Consider the following 20,733-nt stretch of genomic DNA (forward strand, 5'->3'; position numbering starts at 1 on the left):
TTGGTCGACAGATGCCGGAAAATGGATGTGGGAGAGTAAGGACTGTGACGTGGAGTGCGGTCGGTCATCCGAACATTCCCAGATCGAGGTCGTTACCACGCGCCCATTCACCGAGTGCCTCTGAACTAGCAGTGCTACGTGGTGGATGAAATGCCATCGCGCGAGATGCTCCGATCATGTAGGCCGACAACGGATCTGCTACGAAGTCCAGCCCGCCCAGTAGCCGCGACAACTCTGCACACAGAGCAGGTGCGCTCTCTTGCACGAAGTTCCGCGCCATCAGCGCGTGCGCCATGGCGCGGTCCGAATCCGTTGTGGTCTCGAATGTCCTTGCTGCGCTATCCGCCGCTGCTCGGCAGGCGTAGATTCTCGCCGAGACGTCGCCAAGACCGCGGTGGTCGATTCCCACCCGCCCCGCCTCGACGGCCCGCTCGTAGAGCGCCATGACCGGTCCGAGGTAGGTGCCGCAGGCGAGGATTTCGAACCAAATCCATGCCCGCACCTGCAGTTCGTCCATGCGCTGAGTCGGTTGCCCACCGGGAAGAACCATCTCTGCGGTGACCTCGACATCGTCGAGGATCACTTCGTCGTTCTCGGCCGCGTCGAGCACACTCGTGCGCCAGAACTTCGCCACCCGTAGGCCTTCGACTCCAGCGGGCAAGATAGCAAGTCCGACGGTCCCATCATCGGGACCCGACGAGCGTATCGTCACGCTGGCGGTGAGCAGATCCATCGATTCGGCGAGACTGCACGGCTTCTTCGATCCACGCAGCACGAACCCGTCAGGGGTCTGTGTCGCAACGGTTCTCGGTACGAGCGCACCCTTCCCGCTGCGCGCCTCCGAGGACGCCGACGCCATCAACAGGCATTCTCGGGCAACGACTTCGAGCAGACCCCATTGCGGAGCGTCGTCTCCGACATGGACCCGTAGGTACTCGACGAACGAGACTACAGCGAGATGGTGCATCATCGTCGCCACCCCCAGCGCCGGAGAAATGGACGAGAGTACCGATTGAACGGCCAACGCATCGGAGCAGGACAGACCCTGTCCGCCAGCCGAAACCGGCACCAACATCGACGGGCCACCCGCGGTCTTGAATTCCGTCAGCGCCAGACCACGGATGTTCTCGAGGTCAAGCGTCGAATGCTTCCCCAGCGCGGTTGCCAGCCCTGGAAAATACCTCTCGGTCGTCTCTCGATCTTGCTGTGCCAGTGATGAACCGAACGAATTGTCAAACATTGCGCTCTCCCATGGTCGATGCGGTAGCAGACTGGTCGACTGCGGCGCGAACCATCTCCGGTGTGCTGGTAGTGGACAAGATCCCTGCGGGAACCACAACGCCGGTACGCGTCCTGATCCGCCGCCGCAAATCGACGAGCATCAGTGAATCGAACCCGAGGTCCGCGAACGGCCGCCCGGGCTCGATGCCGATCCCCGAATCGAGTTGCAGTACATCTGTGATCAGCGAAAGTATCAGAGTCGACGTATCCGTCAGTGCTTCTTCAGCATTCGCACAATCAGACTTATCCGTAGACCCCACACTCGCGTCACCCTCGGCATTCTCGATGCCCGGCCCTGGTATCGGACGGAACCTCTGCCGTAGCAACGAGGTAACCGGCACGTCGATCACCCGTGCCTCGAAACCGAACGCCTCGGGAGCCCACTTCGCGAAAGCCCCCTCTACCCACGCACGCGTCGACGCACGAAGGAAGTCGCGATATCGACCAGCGCCTCGACGCAGTGTGCCGATCACCGCCGACTCGTCGAATCTCTCATCAAACACAGCAGTGACCGCGGGAGTCAAAATCTCGTGAGGAGAGACTTCGACGAAGGTCCTGAACCCTTTGTCCGCCAGCGTTTCCACGGACGCAGCGAACGAGACTGTTTTCCGAATATTGGCGAACCAGTAGCCCGCATGGAGTTCCTCACCGGAGACGAAATCGGCGGTCACTGTCGACATCATCGGTATCGTCACCGCTCGTGGATGGAGCGATCCGAGAGCATCGAGCAAGGGTGCTTCGAGCACGTCCACCGCCGACGAATGCGACGGATAAGCGACATCGAGTACATGGGTTCTGTGTCCACGGGCCTCGAGTTCCTCGACGAGCGCACAGACGCCCGCCGTGTCTCCTGCGACGATGGTGTGACGCGGACCGTTGACTGCAGCGATTTCCACACCCCCGTGCCCACGGTTCAGCGTTTCCTCGACCTCGACTACCCCGAGATCGATCGCTGCCATCGCACCTGCCGGTACATGAGCGGTGATCATCCGAGAGCGTTGCGCGACAACCGAAACAGCATCGGCAAGCGACAGGGCGCCCGCGACGTACGCAGCGGCCACTTCCCCCTGTGAATGACCGACCACAGCCGACGGGACCAGACCCACAGATCGCCACAAACCTGCCAAGCCGACCATCACCGTGAACAATGTCGCTTGGACGACATCCGTGCGGCGTGAATCCAGCCCTGCGACGGCCGGATATTCGAGGGCTTCCCGAACCGAGAAATCCACATGACGTGAGAACTCGGTGCTGCAATCGTCGACGATACGTGCAAATACCGCGCTTTCCCGAAGAAGCTCCGCACCCATACCTACCCAGTGTGAGCCCTGACCTGCGAAGACGAAGACTACAGGCCGACTCGGAAGCGCTGTTCCAGATTCCAGCGCAGCGCCTGCACGAAGCGCTCCGCGTAGTTCATCGACTCGGCTTACCGACAACGCCGCCCGATAGCGATACGAAGGACGCGACTCGTGCAGTGACCGCGCGATGTCGCGGACATCGGTATCGGAGGGCAGCGTGGCGACCCAGTCAGTGACAGCGTCCCATTGACGCGCCAGTCGTTCGGCACTATCAGCGGACATCAGGATCGGTACCGCTGTGTCCTGAGGATTTCGTTCGACCCTCGGACATGTGGAGGGGTCTTCCAGAACGAGATGCACATTGGTTCCGCTCATGCCGAATGACGAGACCGCCGCTCTACGGGGTCGCCGAGTCTGCGGCCATGGCGACACGCCCACCGCGACCTCGACGCTGCCCGGCCAGTCCACCTTGCCTGTCACCGGACCGGACGCAGCAACGCCCGGCACCGCGCCCCGCGCAAAACCCTCCAATACGGTCATCACACCAGCCATCGCCGCGCCGGCCTGTGTATGTCCCAGAATTGATTTCGAGGAGGTCACCAGCAACGGATTGAAATCTTTGCCACGCACACCATAGGTATCCACCAAAGCTTGAGCCTCGATGGGATCACCGAGGACCGTGCCCGTTCCGTGAGCTTCCACGACGTCGATGTCTGTCACCGCGAAGTCTGCTCGCGCGAGAGCAGCAGCGATCAGCCTGCGCTGGGAACCGCCGTTGGGTGCGGTGAGCCCGTTACTCGCTCCGTCATGGTTGATCGCGCTGGCCCGCAGAATTGCTCGAACGGGCATCGAATGCTCTCGCGCATACGACTCTCTCGCCAGAACGAGGACCCCACCACCCTCACTCCACACGGTGCCGTTCGCCAGATCAGAGAACGGCTTGCATACACCGTCTGGGGCCAGCCCCCCCAGCTTCTGGAAATCGGTGAACATTCGGGGGGTACTCATCACAGTAATCCCCCCCGCCAGCGCCAGTTCGCATTCGCCGGACGAAAGTGCAGATGCTGCAAGGTGTATCGCTGTGGCACCGGATGAACATGCAGTATCCACGGTCAGGTTCGGGCCGATCAAACCGAGTGTGTACGACACGCGTCCGGAAATGACTGCGGACGACGACCCGGTGAGACGGTGCCCTCCGAACGCGTCACCGACTTCGGCGGCTGCCACGTCGTAGTCCCCGGCCATTGCGCCGAAGAAGACCCCGACCTCGTTGCCACGCAACGATGCAGGGTTCACAGATGCGCGTTCGATTGCCTCCCAGCTTAATTCGAGGGCGATCCGTTGCTGCGGATCCATCGCCCGCGCCTCGCGGGGAGAAATACCGAAGAAGGCGGCGTCGAAGTGATCATGGTCGTCGAGGAATCCGCCCACCTGCGGATGGTCACCTGGTTCCGACCACGACGGCGCCCTGTCGCTGGGCCACGCAGATCGGATGGGTATTCCCGATGCGATTCGGTCCCAAAGCATCTCGGTATTGCTGATACCTTCGGGAAACCGACAGGCCGCTGATATCACCACGATCGGATCATCGGCGGTGTCCGTTCGAGCGCCGCGCGGTGCGAGCGCAGCTTTACGGGGCTCGGCGTGGTTCTGTGCCGCGCTCGCGTGTGCAAGTGCGTCGGCCAGCGTGCGAGGTGTCGGATATTCGAAAACCATCGCAGTCGGGATCTGCAAACCGGTCAGATCGCTTAGTTCGTCACGCAGTTCCAACACCATTGCGCTCGTCATCCCGAGGTCCGAGAGCGTCGAATCCGCGAGCGGCAGCGTACTGTCATCACTCCCGAGCGTCAGTCCTCGACTCGACCACACAAGTTCCAAGGCCGCGAGAACCTCAGGCAGTGAGACAGAACCCGGCTTACGCTCACCGCCCACCTCGACATTGTCGAGTCGGTCATCTGCGGCGGAGACCTTGGCACCGAAGTCGTGCCCCGGAAGGTCCGCCCATTCCCCGTTCAGTCGGCTGTCGATCCTTGTCCAGTCGACCTCGTGGCCGAGAGTGTGCGCCGCTACGACCGATGTCAGGAAGGAAACGAATTCCGCACCCGGCGTACAGCACGAGACGGCTGTCACTCGGGTCCCACGAGCGTGTGATCCTTCGATCAGTGTTGTCAGCACAGATTCGGCGCCGACTTCGAAGAACGCGGTTACCCCGATGTCGAGTAAGCTCGCGAGGCCGAGATCGAATCGCACACTCTCCCTGATGTGGCGAACCCAATGGTCGGGAGATTGCATCTTCTGCGCGTCGGCCGGTTTCCCGTCGGTGGTCGACATCAGTGGTCGCGAAGGCGGGTTCAACCGCACGCCTGCGACCTCTGCGCGGAAGTCGTCGAGAACGGCATCCATGTGGTGCGAGTGAAACGCTGCGCTGACTTCGAGGTTCCGGGCGCGCAGACCTTCCTCTGCCAGACGATGAACCGCCTCGTCCACTGCATCTCGGTCACCGGAGATGACCGTCGAATACGGACCATTCGCTGCAGCGATGTCGAGCCGACCGTCACCGACTGCCACCACAGAAGTCGTGGTATCGATGTCGGCACGAACCGAAGCCATCGCTCCGTCGGTACCGACCGAATCCATCAACCTGCCCCGAGCAACCACGATGCGAACTGCATCTGCGAGATCGAATACGCCGGCCACATGCGCTGCCGCGATCTCGCCGACCGAATGACCGATCAGTTGATCGGCCTTGATTCCAGCCTCTTCGAGTGTGCGGCACAGCGCGACACCGTGGGCGAAGAGCGCGATCTGGGTGAACAGGGTCCGATGCAGAGCGGTGTCCTCTGACGTGTCGAACATCGTTGCAAGCAACGGCGCAGGCAGTACCGGATCCGCCAGAGCGGCGATCTGGTCGAGGTGTCGCGCGTATGCGGGGACGTGTGCATACAGTTCGGCACCCATCCCTGCTCTCTGACTGCCCTGACCAGGGAAGACGAACGCTGTCGGATTGTTCGAGGTACCACCGCGAAAAACTCCGCGGACCGCGCGCCCTGCAGCGCTCGCATGAAGAGCATCTACTGCGGACTCTAGAGTCGAAGCCACGAAGCCCACACGGTGCGCCAGATGCGTGCGTTTGGTCGTCAGGGTGGCGGACACCGTCGACCGAAGACCACTTTCTCCCGGGGCCTGCGCTCGGACGTGGTCGGCGAGGCGAATCATGTTCGCCGCCAGCTCACTGTCCGTCATACCCGAAACCACGAACGCCGACGGCCGGTCATCCACATTCGTCTCTCCCGCAGGCTCGCCGGCGAAACTTCTGAGCACGACATGGCAGTTCGTTCCCCCCATTCCGAGCGAACTGACCCCGGCGCGCCGGATTCGGTCGGTCGGTAGCACTATCGTATTGACAGGCAATCTGATTCCGAGAGAGTCGAGTTCGGCTGACACAGCCCCCGGATGGCGGTTCGCAAGACCCGGGACCCGCGCCTCACGCAGAACCTGCACTGCCGACAGAAGACCGAGGATTCCTGCGGCACCCTCAAGATGTCCGGTTACCAATTTGATCGATCCGACCATCAGCGGCTCTGCACGTCCAGAGACGAGGGCCCGCAACATTTTCGCCTCCGCATTGTCACCGACTTTGGTTCCCGAGCCGTGCAGCTCGACGTAGTCCAGATCCGTGGGGGTAATACCCGCCGCTGCATGCGCTTTGGCCACGACGCGCAGATGCCCCTCCGGCGAGGGTGTCACCAACGCTGCATCGCCACCATCGTGGCCTGTTGCCGTCGACTCGATCACTGCGTGGATATGTCGACCCTGACTGAGGGCGTCTTCGAGTCTTTCCAGGATCACGACGGCGCCACCATTTCCAGGGACGAATCCATCGGCGTCGTCCTCGAAGAGGGTCGGGCGAACTCGGGTCGAGATCACACCGAGTTTCGCTGCTGCGTCGTGTGATCGTGAGTCGAGATTGAGGTGAACGCCCCCGGCGACGGCGATCGTGCACTCACCGTGATCGAGCGCACGCACAGCCTCGTGCACAGCGACCAATGACGAGGACTGACCGGTGTCGAGCGTCACGCTTGATCCTTGTAACCGGAAATGGTGCGAAATGCGATTGGCCACCATCGCCCGCATTCCGCCGGTGAAGGTCGTCGAATCTACCGACGACGGCCTCGACGGGGCTGTGCGCCAATCATCGTTCATGATCCCCATGTAGACCGCTGTCTCGGTGCCCGCCAGGTCCGCCGGTAGCAGCCCCGCATCCTCGAAGGCCGACCACCCGAGTGCGAGTGCGAGTCGTTGATGCGGGTCCATCGACTCGCTCTCACGGTCGGAGATCCCGAACAGTGCGTGCTCGAACTCTGCTGCTTCGTGGACGCGAGGCCCACGCGGAAAGTCGGATCCTTCACGGAGCCGGGCATCCCACACATCACGATGATTCGACATTCCATCGACGTTGCACGAAATGCCAATCACAGCAACAGCATTCGATGATCCTGCAGCCATTATCTAGAACTCGTTTCCGTCGCGTCGCGCAGAATTGTGTGTGGACAGTTGTTCGGACGAAGTGGGAACCGACTCGGCCAGCACCTTCGATCCTGAGACCCCTTCGAGCACACGATCTGCCAACAGCCCGAGACAACTCAGGTTCGCAAATCCTGGGCCTTGTGCATGTCCGGCCAACGACGGCACGAACAGCTTCGGTTCCAACGGCCCGATCGACAGGTCGTTCGCCATCGACCGTTCCAGGAACGCTTCGACCGGATCCCCGCCCGCGAGTTCGACGAACCGCTCCTTGACCCTGCCTCCGAGAAGGTCGACAAACCAATGAGGTCCCGACCCTGTCCCGTCGATCACGATGTCGAACGAGGCCGACTCGTCAGCCCTCCCCTCGTTTCGGAGCCCCAGTTGCACCTTTCCATCGAGCGACGAGCAGGACACGACACGTCCCTGCAGATGCCGCAACCGCCCGTCTTCGACTGCGCAGCGCAGACTACGAACCGAGAAGACTCCTCTGTCAGTTCGCGCTACCAGCTCACGGCGTTCAGCGTCGGTCAGCGTGGTCCACTTCTCGGGCGAGGAATAAATCGCGTTCTCGAAGTATCCTTCACCGCGGCTGTAGAGAACCGGCTTCGGTGTGACACAGGTGATATCGCGGCACCGAAGCTCGGTCAGTTGTTCGACAATCGCCGCGGCCGTCTCACCGCCTCCGATAACCGCAACCGTAGGATCGGCAACATCAGCCAAGTCGAGGCCGAAACGCCAGAACTCTTCGAGACTGCAGATTCCGCCTTCGCGAAAACGCTGCAGCAGCGGCCCGGGACCGGTCACCATCACGTGGTCGAACATCCGATCAACAGGGTCCGATGTCCCCGGGTCGATGTTCACACACCACTGACCGTTCTCGATGTCGAACGCTCGCACCCAGCCACGAACCCGATCGAACTCTGCTCGCGACGCCGCCCATACCAAGTATTCGGCCCACTGCGCGTGACGCGGGCTCGGCCTCGATCGGTCAACCCAATCCGCATACCGCCCAGTCTCCACCATGTAGGTGACCCAGCTGAATCGTTGCATCCGCATGTCGACTTCACGATCCAGATCGCCGTAACACGAAGACGTGTAGGGAAATCCGAGATCCTTCTCCGGACTCGTACCGAGCCGTAATGTGCCATTCGTCCGGCCCCCGACCATCGTCCAGTTGCTCCCCGTAGTGTGTGGCTCAACTATCGTCACCCTCGGAGCGGGCAAACCCAACTCCCGGAGAACCGTCGCTTTCGCCGCTACCGCGAGCGATTTCGGACCCGCCCCGATCAGCAGCAGAGTCGTAGCAGAAAGATCCTCGCTCACTTGGCCTTCCACGATCTCATCAACGCACTGAGCGCATCCTTATCCAGACCGGACGCAGACAGCGCTTTAGATTTTTTCGGAACATCACTCCGGGAGGGTGTTCGGGCCACTCGATCGCACGCCGCCGCCAATTCCTCGAGCGTCGGATGCTCGAAGATCATGTGGGCCGAGACGGGCAGTCCTCGAAGTCGAGCGCGACTGGCGAGCTGAACAGAAATGATGGAGTCTCCACCCAACGCGAAGAACCCGTCTCCGCGACCCACTGCAGTGGTCGACAACAGATCCGACATCAACTCGGCCAGAACCCGTTCCGTCTCCGTAACCGGCGGGTCGTCGACTCCCGTCGTCACCAGTTCAGGAGTGGGCAACGACGGACGATCGAGTTTGCCCGACCCCGTCAACGGCATTGCTTCGAGCACCACGATCGCCGATGGAATCGTATACGAAGGTAGGAGAGTCGAAAGGTGCGCTCGAATACGCGCCGCAATCTCGACGTCATCACCGTCGGAACCACTGCGCAGAGTCACATACCCGGCAAGGGTCGTGTGTCCACCGTTTTCATGGGTACGCGCGGCGGCCAGTTCCACCTCCGGTGAACTACGCAACGCCGCCTCGATCTCGCCGAGTTCGATTCGGATGCCACGCACTTCGACCTGATGGTCAGTTCGTCCACGGAACTGCAGACGACCCTCGCTGTCCCATTCCGCCCGGTCCCCCGTGCGATAGAGGATGCTTCCCGGCGGACCGAATGGATCTGCAATGAACCTCGCCGCCGTCAACGCTGGGTTTCCCCAATACCCTCGCGCTCGCTGTGGGCTCGACCCATATACCTCGCCTACGACACCGATCGGGCAGGGCCGCAAACGCTCGTCCAGCACCAGGACACGCGCACCGTTGATCGGCTCTCCCAGATGCAGCGGAGCATTCGTCAAGAAGCCGCGAACGATGCCGCCGCACAGCTCCGTCGCACCGTAGTTGTTCGCGATCTCACTGTCCGGCGCGGCTTCGCGAAGTCGATCGAACAACGATGATGTGAGCGGTTCACCGCTGCACACCCAACGCTTGACCGACGCCACCGACTTCGGAGAACGATCCAGGAAAGCTCCCACTGCCGTCGGGACCGCAGTAACCTGCGCAATGGGATAGCGATCCATCAACCCGACGAGTGCACCCATGTCTCGGGCTTCCCGCTCATCAGCGAGAACGAGCGTTGCTCCGGCAACAATCCCGGCAAGGATCTCGCACCCGCCGTCATGAAAGCTCAACCAACCTTGACAAAGTCGAACATCAGGATCGGCGATCGGGAACCGGACCGGTTGCCAGCTCAGCCGCTCGCAGTACCCGCGTTGAGTACCGATCACCCCCTTCGGCATACCCGTCGACCCTGAGGTGAACAGGAAGAACGACAGGTTATCCCCGTGGACGCGCCCACGTACATCGGCAGGCAGCCGGCCGCCATCCATCGCTGCCAGCGCGTCCTGCGCGCTCGGGCTGTCCACAATCAGAACTGCGGTCCCACCTGGAACATCGAGTTCGAGGTTCGCATCGCTTCGAGTGAGAAGACAAACCGGGGCGGCGTCGCCGATCATGAAGTCGAGCCGCGCTTTCGGAAGACGCAGGTCCAACGGAAGGTAGGCGGCACCGGTCTGCAGCACAGCCACCAGCGCCACAGCCATGTCGATCGACCGCGGAACGGCGAGCGCTACGAACTTCTCGGGACCGGCGCCCTGCTCGAGCAGCAATCGAGACAACCGAGCTGCCCGGGAATGGAACTCCGAATAAGTGATCGTCTCCGATCCACACACGATCGCGATCCGCTCGCGACCTGCCTCGTCTCTCAGGACATCCCGAGCGCCGTCGAGAAGCTCGACGAGTGTCGAAGGACCACCTTTTATCGATGGCTGTCCCACACCCAGTCGATTGAGAATGGTGGCGGTTTCCTCCGGGTCATCGATCGAAAGCTCGGACAATCGTGTGCTGGGGTGCTCGCCGAACGCACCGAGTACACGGCTGAGGCGACGAACCAATCGCTCGATCGTCGATGCGTCGTACAAATCGGTGCGATAAATGATCTCACCGACATATCCTCCGGCCTCGGGTACTTCCTCGAAGTCGATCGACAGGTCGTACTTGGCGGTTGTCGTGAACTGGGGTCGATTGGTCCACTTCATCTCGCCCCCAAAGGAGATGGACGACTCGGATTCGCGAAGTTGCACGAGCACCTGAAACAGCGGATGCCGACTTGCGCTGCGCTCCGGACGAATTGCCTCGACAACCTTCTCGAACGGGAAGTCCGCGTGCTCGTAAGCATCGAGCGCGGTCCTCTTGGCTCGTCGTACCAAGTCCTCGATCGTCGGATCATCAGTCAGATCGTGACGCAGAACGACGATGTTGACGAAAAGCCCGATCAGATCATCCAGTTCGGAAAACGACCGCTCGGAAATTGGGCTTCCCAGTGGAATATCCTGCCCAGCACCAAGTTTGCTCAGCAAGACTGCCACCGCCGCGTGAAGCACCATGAACGGTGTGGCACCGACACGTTGAGCCACTCGCTCGACACCTCGCCGCACACTCGCCTCGACTGTGAAGTGGACGACTCCACCGTCGCTGGACGCGCGGGGTGGTCGTGGCCTGTCGAGACACACGGCCGTCTCGGCGGGCACGGCAGCTAGGGTCTGCTTCCAGAAGTTCTCGAGTGCAGGCACTCGACAGCCTGGAGTGTCCGGGTCGAACGAGCGGTGCTGCCACAGCGCGTAGTCGGCATACTGCAGTGGCAACGGCTCCCTTGCCTCGCCGCGGCCCGAGACGATTGCGTCGTACGCCGACACCAACTCTTCGATCAGCAGGTGAGCTGATCGTTCGTCAGCGATGATGTGGTGCAACAAAATCGATATAATCGAGCGGTCATCGGCAACACGCACCACGCTCACCGCGATAGGAATCTCGCGTTCGAGATCGAACTGCGCCTCGGCACAATCCGAGAGCACTCGACTCAGATCATTGTCATTCGAGTCTAAGACACGGATGTCCCAGGTAGGTCGATCGAGGACTTTCTGGAAACCCGTTTCACCATCGGCCGGAAAGATCGTTCGCAAGCTTTCGTGACGGGAGATAATTCGGTCGAAAGCACTTCTGAGCGCAGACACGTCAAGTGTGCCCTCGACTTCGAGTGCGATCGGTACGTTGTACGTTCCCGCGTCCTCGAAGCGGTCGAGGAACCAGATACGTTTCTGCGCCGTCGACATCGGGACAGCGTCAGGTCGCTCCGCCCGGTGAATCTCACCCGCAGGACCTGAACTATCCGCGCCTCCCACCGCCGCCGCTGTGTCCTCGGACGACGGCGATGCGCACGCGTCCACGGCAGAGGCAAGAGCACGCACCGTCGGGGCCGCGAACGCATCGGCCACCGAGATGCGGCATCCGAACTCGCGCTCGAGGCCTGCGAGCAGCTTCGTCAGAAGCAACGAGTGCCCACCGAGACTGAAGAACGACGAATCGACACCGACGACGGGAACGTCGAGAAGACGAGAAAATTGTCGGGCAACAATATTCTCGGTGTTCGATCGTGGGCTCTCGCTGGTTTCCGCTCCGTCGGCCCAACTCGGCCCAGGAAGCGCGCGACGATCCAGTTTCCCCGATCGATCCAGCGGTAGCTCATCGAGTACAACAAGAGACGCCGGCACCATGTAGTCGGGAAGCATCCGAGCCAGCTCCGTCCTGACTTCTCCTGCTGTCAGACCCTCGTCCCCACTGACGTAGGCCATGAGGACCGTCCCTCGCTCCGCGTCGAGACCAGCGAGGACTGCAGCAGAACGTACCGCGGGCAACGAGCGCAGCGCATTCTCGACTTCGAGCGGCTCGACCCGGAAGCCGCGGATCTGTGTCTGGTCGTCGATTCGACCCAAGAACTCGAGATCGCCTGCGGCGTTGTACCGGACGAGATCACCTGTCCGATACAGGCGGGATCCCTCGTCGAACGGGCTCGCGACGAATCTCGTCGCAGACAAGGCTGGACGATGAAGGTATCCACGAGCGAGAGAGGAACCTTGAATGTAGAGTTCGCCGTCTCGCCCGGGCGGAACCGGCGTCAATGCCTCATCGAGGACGAAGGCGGTATTGCCCCACTTCACCTTTCCGATAGGCACCACACGAGCCCCCTGCAACGAACGCACTGGATACTTCGTCACGCACTGCGTGGTTTCCGTAGGTCCGTAGAAGTTATCGAGCTTTACCGCTGCGGAACCATCGGGACCCGGCTTACCGAGCACATCGTTGAAACGATCCGCGACATCGCCCGGAAGCGCCTCACCACCGACAGGAACCCACGTCAGCGTCTCGCCGAACAGCGGAGAGCCATCCGTCTCTACGGTGTCGTCGAGGAAATACGGGAGCATCGACGGCACTGCGTGGAAGGTGGAAGCACCGGTCTCGGTCAGCAACCGACTCAAGGCAGCGGGATCGCGTTCGATCCCTTCTGGGGCAACAATTACTTCCCCACCACTGCACAATGGCGCAAAGACTTCCCCGATCGAGACGTCGAAACTCGGCGACGCGAGTTGCAGCCAGCTCACGGTCTCCGCTCCGAAGCTGTCGGCGATCAGCCATTCGAGATGGTCTGCCAGAGCTGCATGCGAGATCGCAACACCTTTGGGCACTCCCGTCGAACCTGATGTGTAGATCACGTATGCGAGTGCGTCCCGGTCAGGGTGGCGGCCGACGAGTTCACCAGAGGTCGCTGTCGCCGTAGTCCACTTGTCACGCCCGACCACGGTCCGGGGCACACCGACATCGGGTACGTGGGACTCGGTTGCCTCGTCAACGAACAGGTGGGCCGGTGCAGCATCGTTGAGGAGAAACTCGATTCGAGCCTGCGGGGACTTGTAGTCGACAGGGAAATAGGCCGCGCCGCAGTCAAATACAGCTGCCGACAGTACGATCGAATCGATGCCACGCGAGAGTGCACACGCCACGACGGTCTCAGGTTCGGCCAGACCTTGCTCGCGCAACCAATTCGACACCGCCGAGATCCGATCGACCAGTCCGCGGTAGTCGACAACCAGCTCACCGTCGCGCACGGCCGCAGCAGTCGGCGTTGCCTGAGCCTGCTGACGCAGTCGCTTGCTTACCGTACTGGTGACTGCTTCGATTCTGCGTCCGGTGCCGAAGCGGCGCAGCGTCTCCCATTCCCCGTCTGTGAGCAACGACAAGCCCTCCGGACCCATCGCCCCGTCAACAGACGCCGCCGTCAAGGTGCGTTCGAACGCACTGACGATGTCCTCGACGATTCCCTTGTCGAACGCACGGCCGAAGTACTCGAAGCGAACGTTCCAACGCCCCTCGACCTCACATGCGAGAACGCTGAACGGAATCTGCCCGACGCCACTGCGAGCCTCCACCGACGTCACGTCGACTCCTGGCAGCTCTAAACCTGTCACAGCAGATTCGATCGCGAAACTGGTCTGTATCGGATGACTGGACCCCGTGGAGGACAACAACTCCACAACGGTCTCGAACGGCACGTTCTTGTTGTCGACGGCCGCGATGACACTACGCGAAACCATGTCGAGAGTCTCACGGAAGCTTCGTCCCGGATCGACTGTGACCGTGACCAATCCGACATTTCCGAAGTACCCCACAACCCGGTCGGAAGCCGGATGATCACGCTGAAGCACCGGGGTCGCGATCCGCATCGATCGTGAGACCGTGCATCTCCTCAGCGCCAGAGCAAGGGCTGTGAGCAAAACCGAGAACGCGGTGGTTCCAGACGCACGAGCGAGATCACGCACACCGCTCGATACCGATTCGGAAAGAGACAGTTCTACGACGTCCACACTGGCCGAGCGCTCAGTCACAGATTCGATTGTGGGGATCGGAGCAGTCACAGCAGGCAACGACAATGTCCGCACCAACTGTGCCCGTTCACTCTCGCCGTGCGTGCGGATGTCGCGATCGACGGTCGCCGCGACGGAAAGAAACTGCCGCCCGACATCGACGGATCCCGAGACGAAGGCGTCACTGAGGTCGCCGAGCAGCACCGGCCAACTCGCGTCGTCGAAGGCGATGTGGTGAATCACCAGGACGAAGAGGTGATCATCTGCTCCGTTGCGCTGAAGCACGGCTCTGATCGGGTGGTCGCGGCCGAGATCGAATCGCCGCCCGATCGTCGCCGCCACCACGTTGTCGACGGGTGAATCTACGACGTCGAAGACGTGCGGGGCTGCGAGATCTGTCATCGCAACCAACTCACCCTCGTCGGTCAGTCGATATCGCGTACGAAGAATCTCATGTGCGCCGATCACTTTCCGTACGGCGTCACGAAAAACGTCGTGGTTCAGGGCACCCTGCAGTCTGAACGCGGCGCCGACATTCAATGCGCAACCCGTCGGGTCCCCCTCGTGTTGAAGCCAGATGCGGTGCTGAGCCGCAGAAGCTACGGGAAGTTGCCGAGAACGACCTTCGCCTGCATTCACCGAAACTTGTTCGATACCATTGCCCTGCATTCGTTTACGCAATGCAGCAATTCGCTTGGCGTGCAAGTTACTGGCGCTACTGGCCGTCGACATCATTGCCCTCTTTGTTGTGACGCTACGTGAGCGTGCATGACGGATCGATCGTGGTGGTGGGGCTCGGTCAGACTGCGACAGCTCGATCAGTCCAGGAGTTCAGATTGAAGCGTTCGGTCAGGCCGCGCGCTTCAATGGCGTACTCGGTCAAACGACGCGCTTTGTCTATCAGCGCGACGTCGCCTGTACGTTCGGAGATCGTACTCAACCAGTCGTAGGTCGATTTTCCCGTAACATCAAAAGAGTAGTGAACTTTCGAGAGCAGGAACAGGATCTCTTTGAAATTCGTGCGGTTCGTCAGCAACGCGAGGTCCAGAATCCCCGACAGTTCGGACTCCGTCAACTCTGGGCGTGCAATGAACGTCGGGGCGAGGGTCGGATCATAGGATGCAGAATCGGCGAAGATATCCGACTCATCGAAATCACCGTCGAAAACGAAGTCGAGACACAGCATCTGCCGACTGTTCGCGGAGAAATTGGCGGCAGAATGCACGGATGCCGCATCGAGGAACCAGACCTCACCCGGCTGCATGTTGAATACGGCGGAATCGTTGGAGTGAAACGCCGAACTGTTCGCTTCGAGGAACATCAGCACTCGGAAGTACTTGTCGACAGGCTTGTCCAACTCAACGAAGTCACGGTGCGGTATCACAACCGCGTCGATAAGATTTCGCGTTCGAACCATTGCGAGATGACTTGTGTCAAAGGTTGTTTCGACCAAGTTGCGCAAGTAGTTGCAGCTTTTCCCATGCTCGGTCAATTGTGGAGCCTGGTTCACGTCACGGTAGATGTCGTCGGCTGAATCGCCGGTTGCATTCCACAACGCCAAATTCTGCCAGTAGCCGTTACTGAACTCGTCGTAGCTTTCGTCAGCTCGTGGCACCGATTCGAGATATGCCAGATCCGCGGACAATTCGAGGTGATCGAGTTCCAGCCTGCCAAGGATGCGAGATCTCACGTCAATTAACGCCTTCCTCTGTACCCCTTTTACGCCTCAATTTGATTGCCCCCCTGAGACTTTGATGATATTTCACAGATGCGGTACCGGACTGAATTTACAGTTCCCACATAAGTTAGGCAAGGCTTTCCTTATTTCTTCTCACGCTTTGTGTCGTGAACTAGAACACACACCCGGCGGGACGACAAGACACGCCATCCAAGTCGTTCAAATCGAGTCCGAAATGTGCTCCAACCAAGCCTATTCCAAACATCAACCGATGATTCGAGGCCCCAAACACCATTCCCCGATCGGATACAGACTCCCCTGCGGCCACGGCATCCAAGCAAAGGCACGGGCAGAAGCGGCCTGTCGTCACGACACACCGAGGGGACACCTGAGCACATCGAACCTCGGCGAATCGCGGGGCCACTTCAGATCAGGACGCCACCGACATCGCATCTCGAAGACTCTTAGGCCGCATATCCTTCCAATTCTCTTCGACATAATCCAGACACACCTGCCTGCTGAATCCGCCGTCACCACCCTTGACGATTCGCCAGCCAGCGGGCACAGACGCAAAGGTCGGCCACAGCGAGTACTGCTCCTCATCGTTTATCAGCACATAAAATGTGCCGTCTTCGTCATCAAACGGATTGGTGGACAAAACACCGACCTCTCATATTAGTTTTTTCGAACCCGAGAAAAGAGCACTATCGATCACACGTCGACCCGAATGTACGAACAACACGTAGTGCCGCCCTACACGGTTACAGCGCGGCCTGAAATCGACCTCAACAGTCGCCGAACCGAAAGACGTTGAACATTAACGTTGTCTCAGAACTGGCAGGGAACGCTCCGTCCCGACAATCTCACCACCCTGACGCCGTTTCGCGCGACTCACACACACCGTCAGAGGAACTCACCTGAGACCCTCGACTCAGCCCGGACCCGGACCGTCCCGGGGACTCGACACGACATGCGTTCCACCCACTGCAGCCGTCACGACGCGAACCAGATCCGAACGCCGCAGCCTCGCCCGAACTGCAGGCAGCGAGCATCCACTTCGCCCTCACATCCAGATTCCACATCCCATAATGTAGGTAAACCTTAGTTTAATGTCAATGGGCATGACATTACTTCACGACACACTTTCGTACACTGAGACCATGACGCGTCAGGTTGGAGGCAAAGGTGTGCGGCGCAGGCCAGCAGCACGCGGCGGCAGACCCATCATCGAACCTTCCACCATCATCGACGCTGCCCTCGAGATCCTGTCCAACAAAGGCCTCAAAGCACTGACCATGGCTGAGATCGCTCGGCATCTCGACGTCAGTTCACGTGCGATATACCACCACTTCTCCTCACGAGAAGCGCTGCTCGAATCAACAGCACGCTATGCCCAATCAAAACTTCCGATGCCCAGCAATACCGGCGACTGGCGCGCCGACCTCAGGCGCTACCGCGACGACACCTTCGCCTGGCTCGACACCTACCCGGGTGTTCTCGACATCGGATTACTCGAAGGTGTGTACGTTGTTTCCGAACGTATGCTCCAAGCCCAAGAAATCGGACTGTCGATCATGCAAACGATCGGATACACCACCCCGCAGCGCGCTTATCTCGTGTACTCGGAATATGTAAAGTGGATTGCGGGCACCCACGTGTACCTGCTGCGAGCACCTGCGGGAAGCGACACACAAGACTTGTTCGACCGTGTTGTAGAGGAAGCCTACGCGAACCGATCTTCATCCCCCAACGACTACCCACTCACTGCAGCTGCAGGAACACTGTCTACATCCGATGCCGTGGAAGCGGGCTTCGAGTGGCTACTCGACTCATTGGCTCGAGCAGCCCCTTCGATGCGAGACGTGCAACCCTAGGACTCACACCGCGCAATAGAAGGGCCGTCAGCACAAGCTGACGCCGGAAGAGCCTGCGTACCTGTTGCAAACGTACGAGACCGGGCAGTTCAAGATCAAAACACTCTGCAGGAACACAGGTTTGAAACGACCGGCATTACACGCGAACATCGAGTTGGCTCGGACCGAACGGGACTCCGGAGTCCTCCCGGCACACTGATCTCACCCCGTCAGTCGATCCGTCACGTCTACGAACATTCGACCCAGTCGAGATTCGACCGGGCTGTCTCTGCACAGTGCCGGAGGCAAACCGTCTCAAGAGGCTACGGGTTATTCTTCGAAGCATGAACCGTGCCGGGTTTGATGCCGCATCCGTTTTTGTGAAGGATGCAGATCATGCCCAAGCGTTACCCGCCCGAGCAACGTGAGCGAGCCGTCAGGATGGTCCTCGATCACCTCTACGAATATCGGTCCGTCTACTCGGCATGTCAGGTGATAGGCCCGAAACTCGGTATCGGCGCCGAATCGCTGCGGAACTTCGGCCAAGCAAGCCCAGATTGATGCCAACCAAGTTCCCGGTGCTACGTCTGCGGAACAGCAACGCATCAAAGATCTTGAGCGTGAGAACCGAGAACTCAAGGAAGCCAACGAAATTCTGAAGTCGGCATCGATTTTCTTCGCAAGGGAACTCGACCCTCGCCGCCGCTGATAGTCCGGTTCATCGACGATATGCGTGCACAAAATTTCAGGGTCGAGTCGATTTGCCGAGTGCTCACCGCACAAGGATTCCAGGTCGCCCCACGCACGTATCGCAACTGGAAAACCGCAGCACCATCTGCACGGACGATCACCGACGCCCACCTCATCGAGGAACTGCGGGCCACGATCGGCACTGCCGAAGGGCTCTACGGCCGAGGAAAGATGACTGCTCACCTGCGCCGCAAAGGCCGCCATGTCGCGGCCTGCACCATCGACCGCTTGATGCGCGACGAAGGACTGAACGGGGTGGTCAGAGGCCGGCAGCACCGAACTACAATTCCGGGCGGCAAGGACAGTCGGCGGGCACCCGATCTGCTCGATCGCGACTTCACCGCTGACGCTCCGAACCGCACATGGGTTACCGACTTCACCTATTGCCGAACCTGGGCTGGATTCGTCTACGTCGCATTCGTGATCGACTGCTTCTCCCGGGCAATTGTCGGCTGGCATGCCTCGACAGTGAAGGACACGGCGATGGTCACCACGGCGTTGAAGATGGCGTTGTGGCGACGCGGTCACGGTGGAAATCGGGTCGGTGACGGACTGATCCATCACAGCGATGCCGGCAGTCAAGGTGGATTCAACTGGTCGTCGCAACACCCTGATCTCGGAGGTGTGCGCGATGGCGACGGCAGACTGGAGTCTGAAGACCAGCGATGTTCCCGATGGACTGCGTCGGCAGTGGCGGGCTGATCGGGCGCTGCGGCCAGCGATGCGTTCGCCGGGGCGGCCGCAGCCCTCGCGGGCGGTGCAACGCCAGTTCTGGCGGTTGATCGCGACAGGGATGAGCACGGCGGAGGCATCAATCGCAGTCGGTGGGTCGGTGCCGGTGGGGTCGCGGTGGTTTCGTCACGCTGGCGGTATGACGCCACTAAGCCTTGATGAGCCTGCGGGCCGTTACCTTTCCTTCGCCGAACGGGAAGAGATCGCGCTGCTACGCGCCCAGGACTGTGGGGTGCGCGAGATCGCACGACAGATCGGACGCAGTCCGGCAACGATTTCGCGTGAGTTGCGCCGCAACGCCGCGACCAGGAGTGGGAAGCTCGAGTATCGAGCATTGGTGGCGCAGTGGAAAGCCCAGCAGGCTGCCAAGCGCCCGAAAACAGCGAAACTCGTGACCAACGTCGAATTGCGGGAGTACGTGCAGGACCGTCTGGCCGACGTTGTCCGCCGTCCCGATGGCACGATCGTCGCGGGCCCCACACCGCCGCCGTGGAAGGGATTGAACAAGCCGCACCGGGCCGACCGGCGGTGGTCGGTGGCGTGGAGTCCGGAGCAGATCTCCCAGCGGCTGCGGGTCGATTTCCCCGATGATGAATCCATGCGTATCAGCCACGAGGCGATCTATCAGTCCCTGTTCATCGAAGGCCGCGGGGCGCTCAAGCGTGAGCTGGTGGCGTGCCTGCGCACCGGGCGGGCGTTGCGGGAGCCGCGGGCTCGCTCGCGCAACAAGCCGCAGGGTCACGTCAGCGCCGATGTCGTCCTCAGTCAGTGCCCGCCCGAGGCCGAAGACCGTGCCGTCCCCGGTCACTGGGAGGGTGATCTCATCATCGGTGTGGGCCGTTCGGCGATCGGAACCCTTGTCGAACGTCGCAGCCGTGCAACCCTTCTGGTGCATTTGCCGCGCCAGCAGGGCTGGGGTGAGCAGGCGTATGTGAAGAACGGGCCGGCGCTCGGTGGCTACGGTGCCATCGCGATGAACGCAGCACTAACGGCGTCGATGGCCGCGCTGCCGCAGCAGTTGCGCAAGACGTTGACGTGGGACCGGGGCAAGGAACTGTCCGCTCATGCCCAGTTCGCGATGGACACCGGGACGCAGGTATTCTTCGCCGATCCGCATTCACCGTGGCAGCGTCCGTCGAACGAGAACACCAATGGGCTGCTCCGCCAATACTTCCCGAAGGGAACTGACCTGTCGCGGTGGTCCGCCGAGGATCTCGAAGCCATCGCGCACACGCTCAACAACCGCCCCCGAAAAGTGCTCAAGTGGAAGACTCCCGCCGAAGTCTTTGACGACCAACTACACTCATGAAACAACCCGGTGTTGCATCGACCGATTGAACCCGCCACTTCTGCGGCGGTGTGCCCGCCGGGGAGATGTCCGAGCATCACGTATCGGGTCCGCCTCTCGACGAGGGTCACGATCGCCGTCTTGTTGGCTGCTCCGCAGATCAAGTCCC

At 60.7% G+C, this 20,733-nt stretch carries 9 protein-coding genes and 1 pseudogene; 4 read left to right on the forward strand and 6 right to left on the reverse strand.

Going from position 1 to position 20,733, the window contains the following annotated elements; genetic code table 11:
- Positions 1 to 64: 64 nt before the first annotated feature.
- From P3G66_RS29765 to P3G66_RS29790, 6 genes are all read right to left on the reverse strand, one after another.
- A complete protein-coding gene (locus tag P3G66_RS29765; protein WP_276117577.1) occupies positions 65 to 1,240 on the reverse strand; it encodes an acyl-CoA dehydrogenase family protein in 1,176 nt (391 codons plus the stop codon).
- Positions 1,233 to 7,028, reverse strand: a complete 5,796-nt coding sequence (locus P3G66_RS29770) for a type I polyketide synthase (RefSeq protein WP_276117578.1) — start codon at positions 7,026 to 7,028, stop codon at positions 1,233 to 1,235. Before P3G66_RS29770 ends, P3G66_RS29765 begins: the two co-directional genes overlap by 8 nt.
- A gap of 63 nt (positions 7,029 to 7,091) precedes the next feature.
- Entirely contained in the window at positions 7,092 to 8,432 is a 1,341-nt protein-coding gene (locus P3G66_RS29775; protein WP_276117579.1) for a SidA/IucD/PvdA family monooxygenase, read from the reverse strand.
- A complete protein-coding gene (locus tag P3G66_RS29780) occupies positions 8,429 to 14,902 on the reverse strand; it encodes a non-ribosomal peptide synthetase (RefSeq protein WP_276117580.1) in 6,474 nt (2,157 codons plus the stop codon). The genes P3G66_RS29775 and P3G66_RS29780 overlap by 4 nt, the downstream gene beginning before the upstream one ends.
- Positions 14,903 to 15,062: 160 nt before the next feature.
- Positions 15,063 to 15,953 (reverse strand): aspartyl/asparaginyl beta-hydroxylase domain-containing protein, encoded by an 891-nt coding sequence (locus P3G66_RS29785; protein WP_276117581.1) that lies wholly within the window; start codon positions 15,951 to 15,953, stop codon positions 15,063 to 15,065.
- Between the two features lie 418 nt (positions 15,954 to 16,371).
- Positions 16,372 to 16,599 carry an MbtH family protein gene (locus P3G66_RS29790; protein ID WP_276117582.1) on the reverse strand — a complete coding sequence of 76 codons (228 nt, stop codon included), beginning with the start codon at positions 16,597 to 16,599 and terminating at the stop codon, positions 16,372 to 16,374.
- Between the two features lie 502 nt (positions 16,600 to 17,101).
- Here P3G66_RS29790 and P3G66_RS29795 point away from each other — a divergent pair.
- The 4 genes and pseudogenes from P3G66_RS29795 to P3G66_RS29810 all read left to right on the forward strand — a co-directional run bounded on the left by P3G66_RS29795 (position 17,102) and on the right by P3G66_RS29810 (position 20,614).
- A complete protein-coding gene (locus P3G66_RS29795) occupies positions 17,102 to 17,815 on the forward strand; it encodes a TetR/AcrR family transcriptional regulator (protein ID WP_276117583.1) in 714 nt (237 codons plus the stop codon).
- A gap of 375 nt (positions 17,816 to 18,190) precedes the next feature.
- A complete protein-coding gene (locus P3G66_RS29800; RefSeq protein ID WP_276117584.1) occupies positions 18,191 to 18,355 on the forward strand; it encodes a hypothetical protein in 165 nt (54 codons plus the stop codon).
- A 147-nt stretch (positions 18,356 to 18,502) separates the two neighbouring features.
- Positions 18,503 to 19,246, forward strand: coding sequence for an IS3 family transposase (locus P3G66_RS29805; protein WP_276117587.1), 744 nt, complete (start codon positions 18,503 to 18,505; stop codon positions 19,244 to 19,246).
- A gap of 169 nt (positions 19,247 to 19,415) precedes the next feature.
- Positions 19,416 to 20,614 (forward strand): annotated as a pseudogene (locus P3G66_RS29810) (IS30 family transposase).
- Positions 20,615 to 20,733 lie beyond the last annotated feature (119 nt).

Source organism: Rhodococcus sp. C3V, assembly GCF_029269915.1.
GTDB lineage: Bacteria > Actinomycetota > Actinomycetes > Mycobacteriales > Mycobacteriaceae > Rhodococcus_F > Rhodococcus_F qingshengii.

Excerpts from the sequence above, each read along its gene's own strand:
- P3G66_RS29765 (WP_276117577.1), bottom strand. The coding sequence starts at position 1,240 with ATGTTTGACAATTCGTTCGGTTCATCACTGGCACAGCAAGATCGAGAG.
- P3G66_RS29770 (WP_276117578.1), bottom strand. The coding sequence starts at position 7,028 with ATGTCGAATCATCGTGATGTGTGGGATGCCCGGCTCCGTGAAGGATCC.
- P3G66_RS29795 (WP_276117583.1), top strand. The coding sequence starts at position 17,102 with ATGACGCGTCAGGTTGGAGGCAAAGGTGTGCGGCGCAGGCCAGCAGCA.
- P3G66_RS29800 (WP_276117584.1), top strand. The coding sequence starts at position 18,191 with ATGCCCAAGCGTTACCCGCCCGAGCAACGTGAGCGAGCCGTCAGGATG.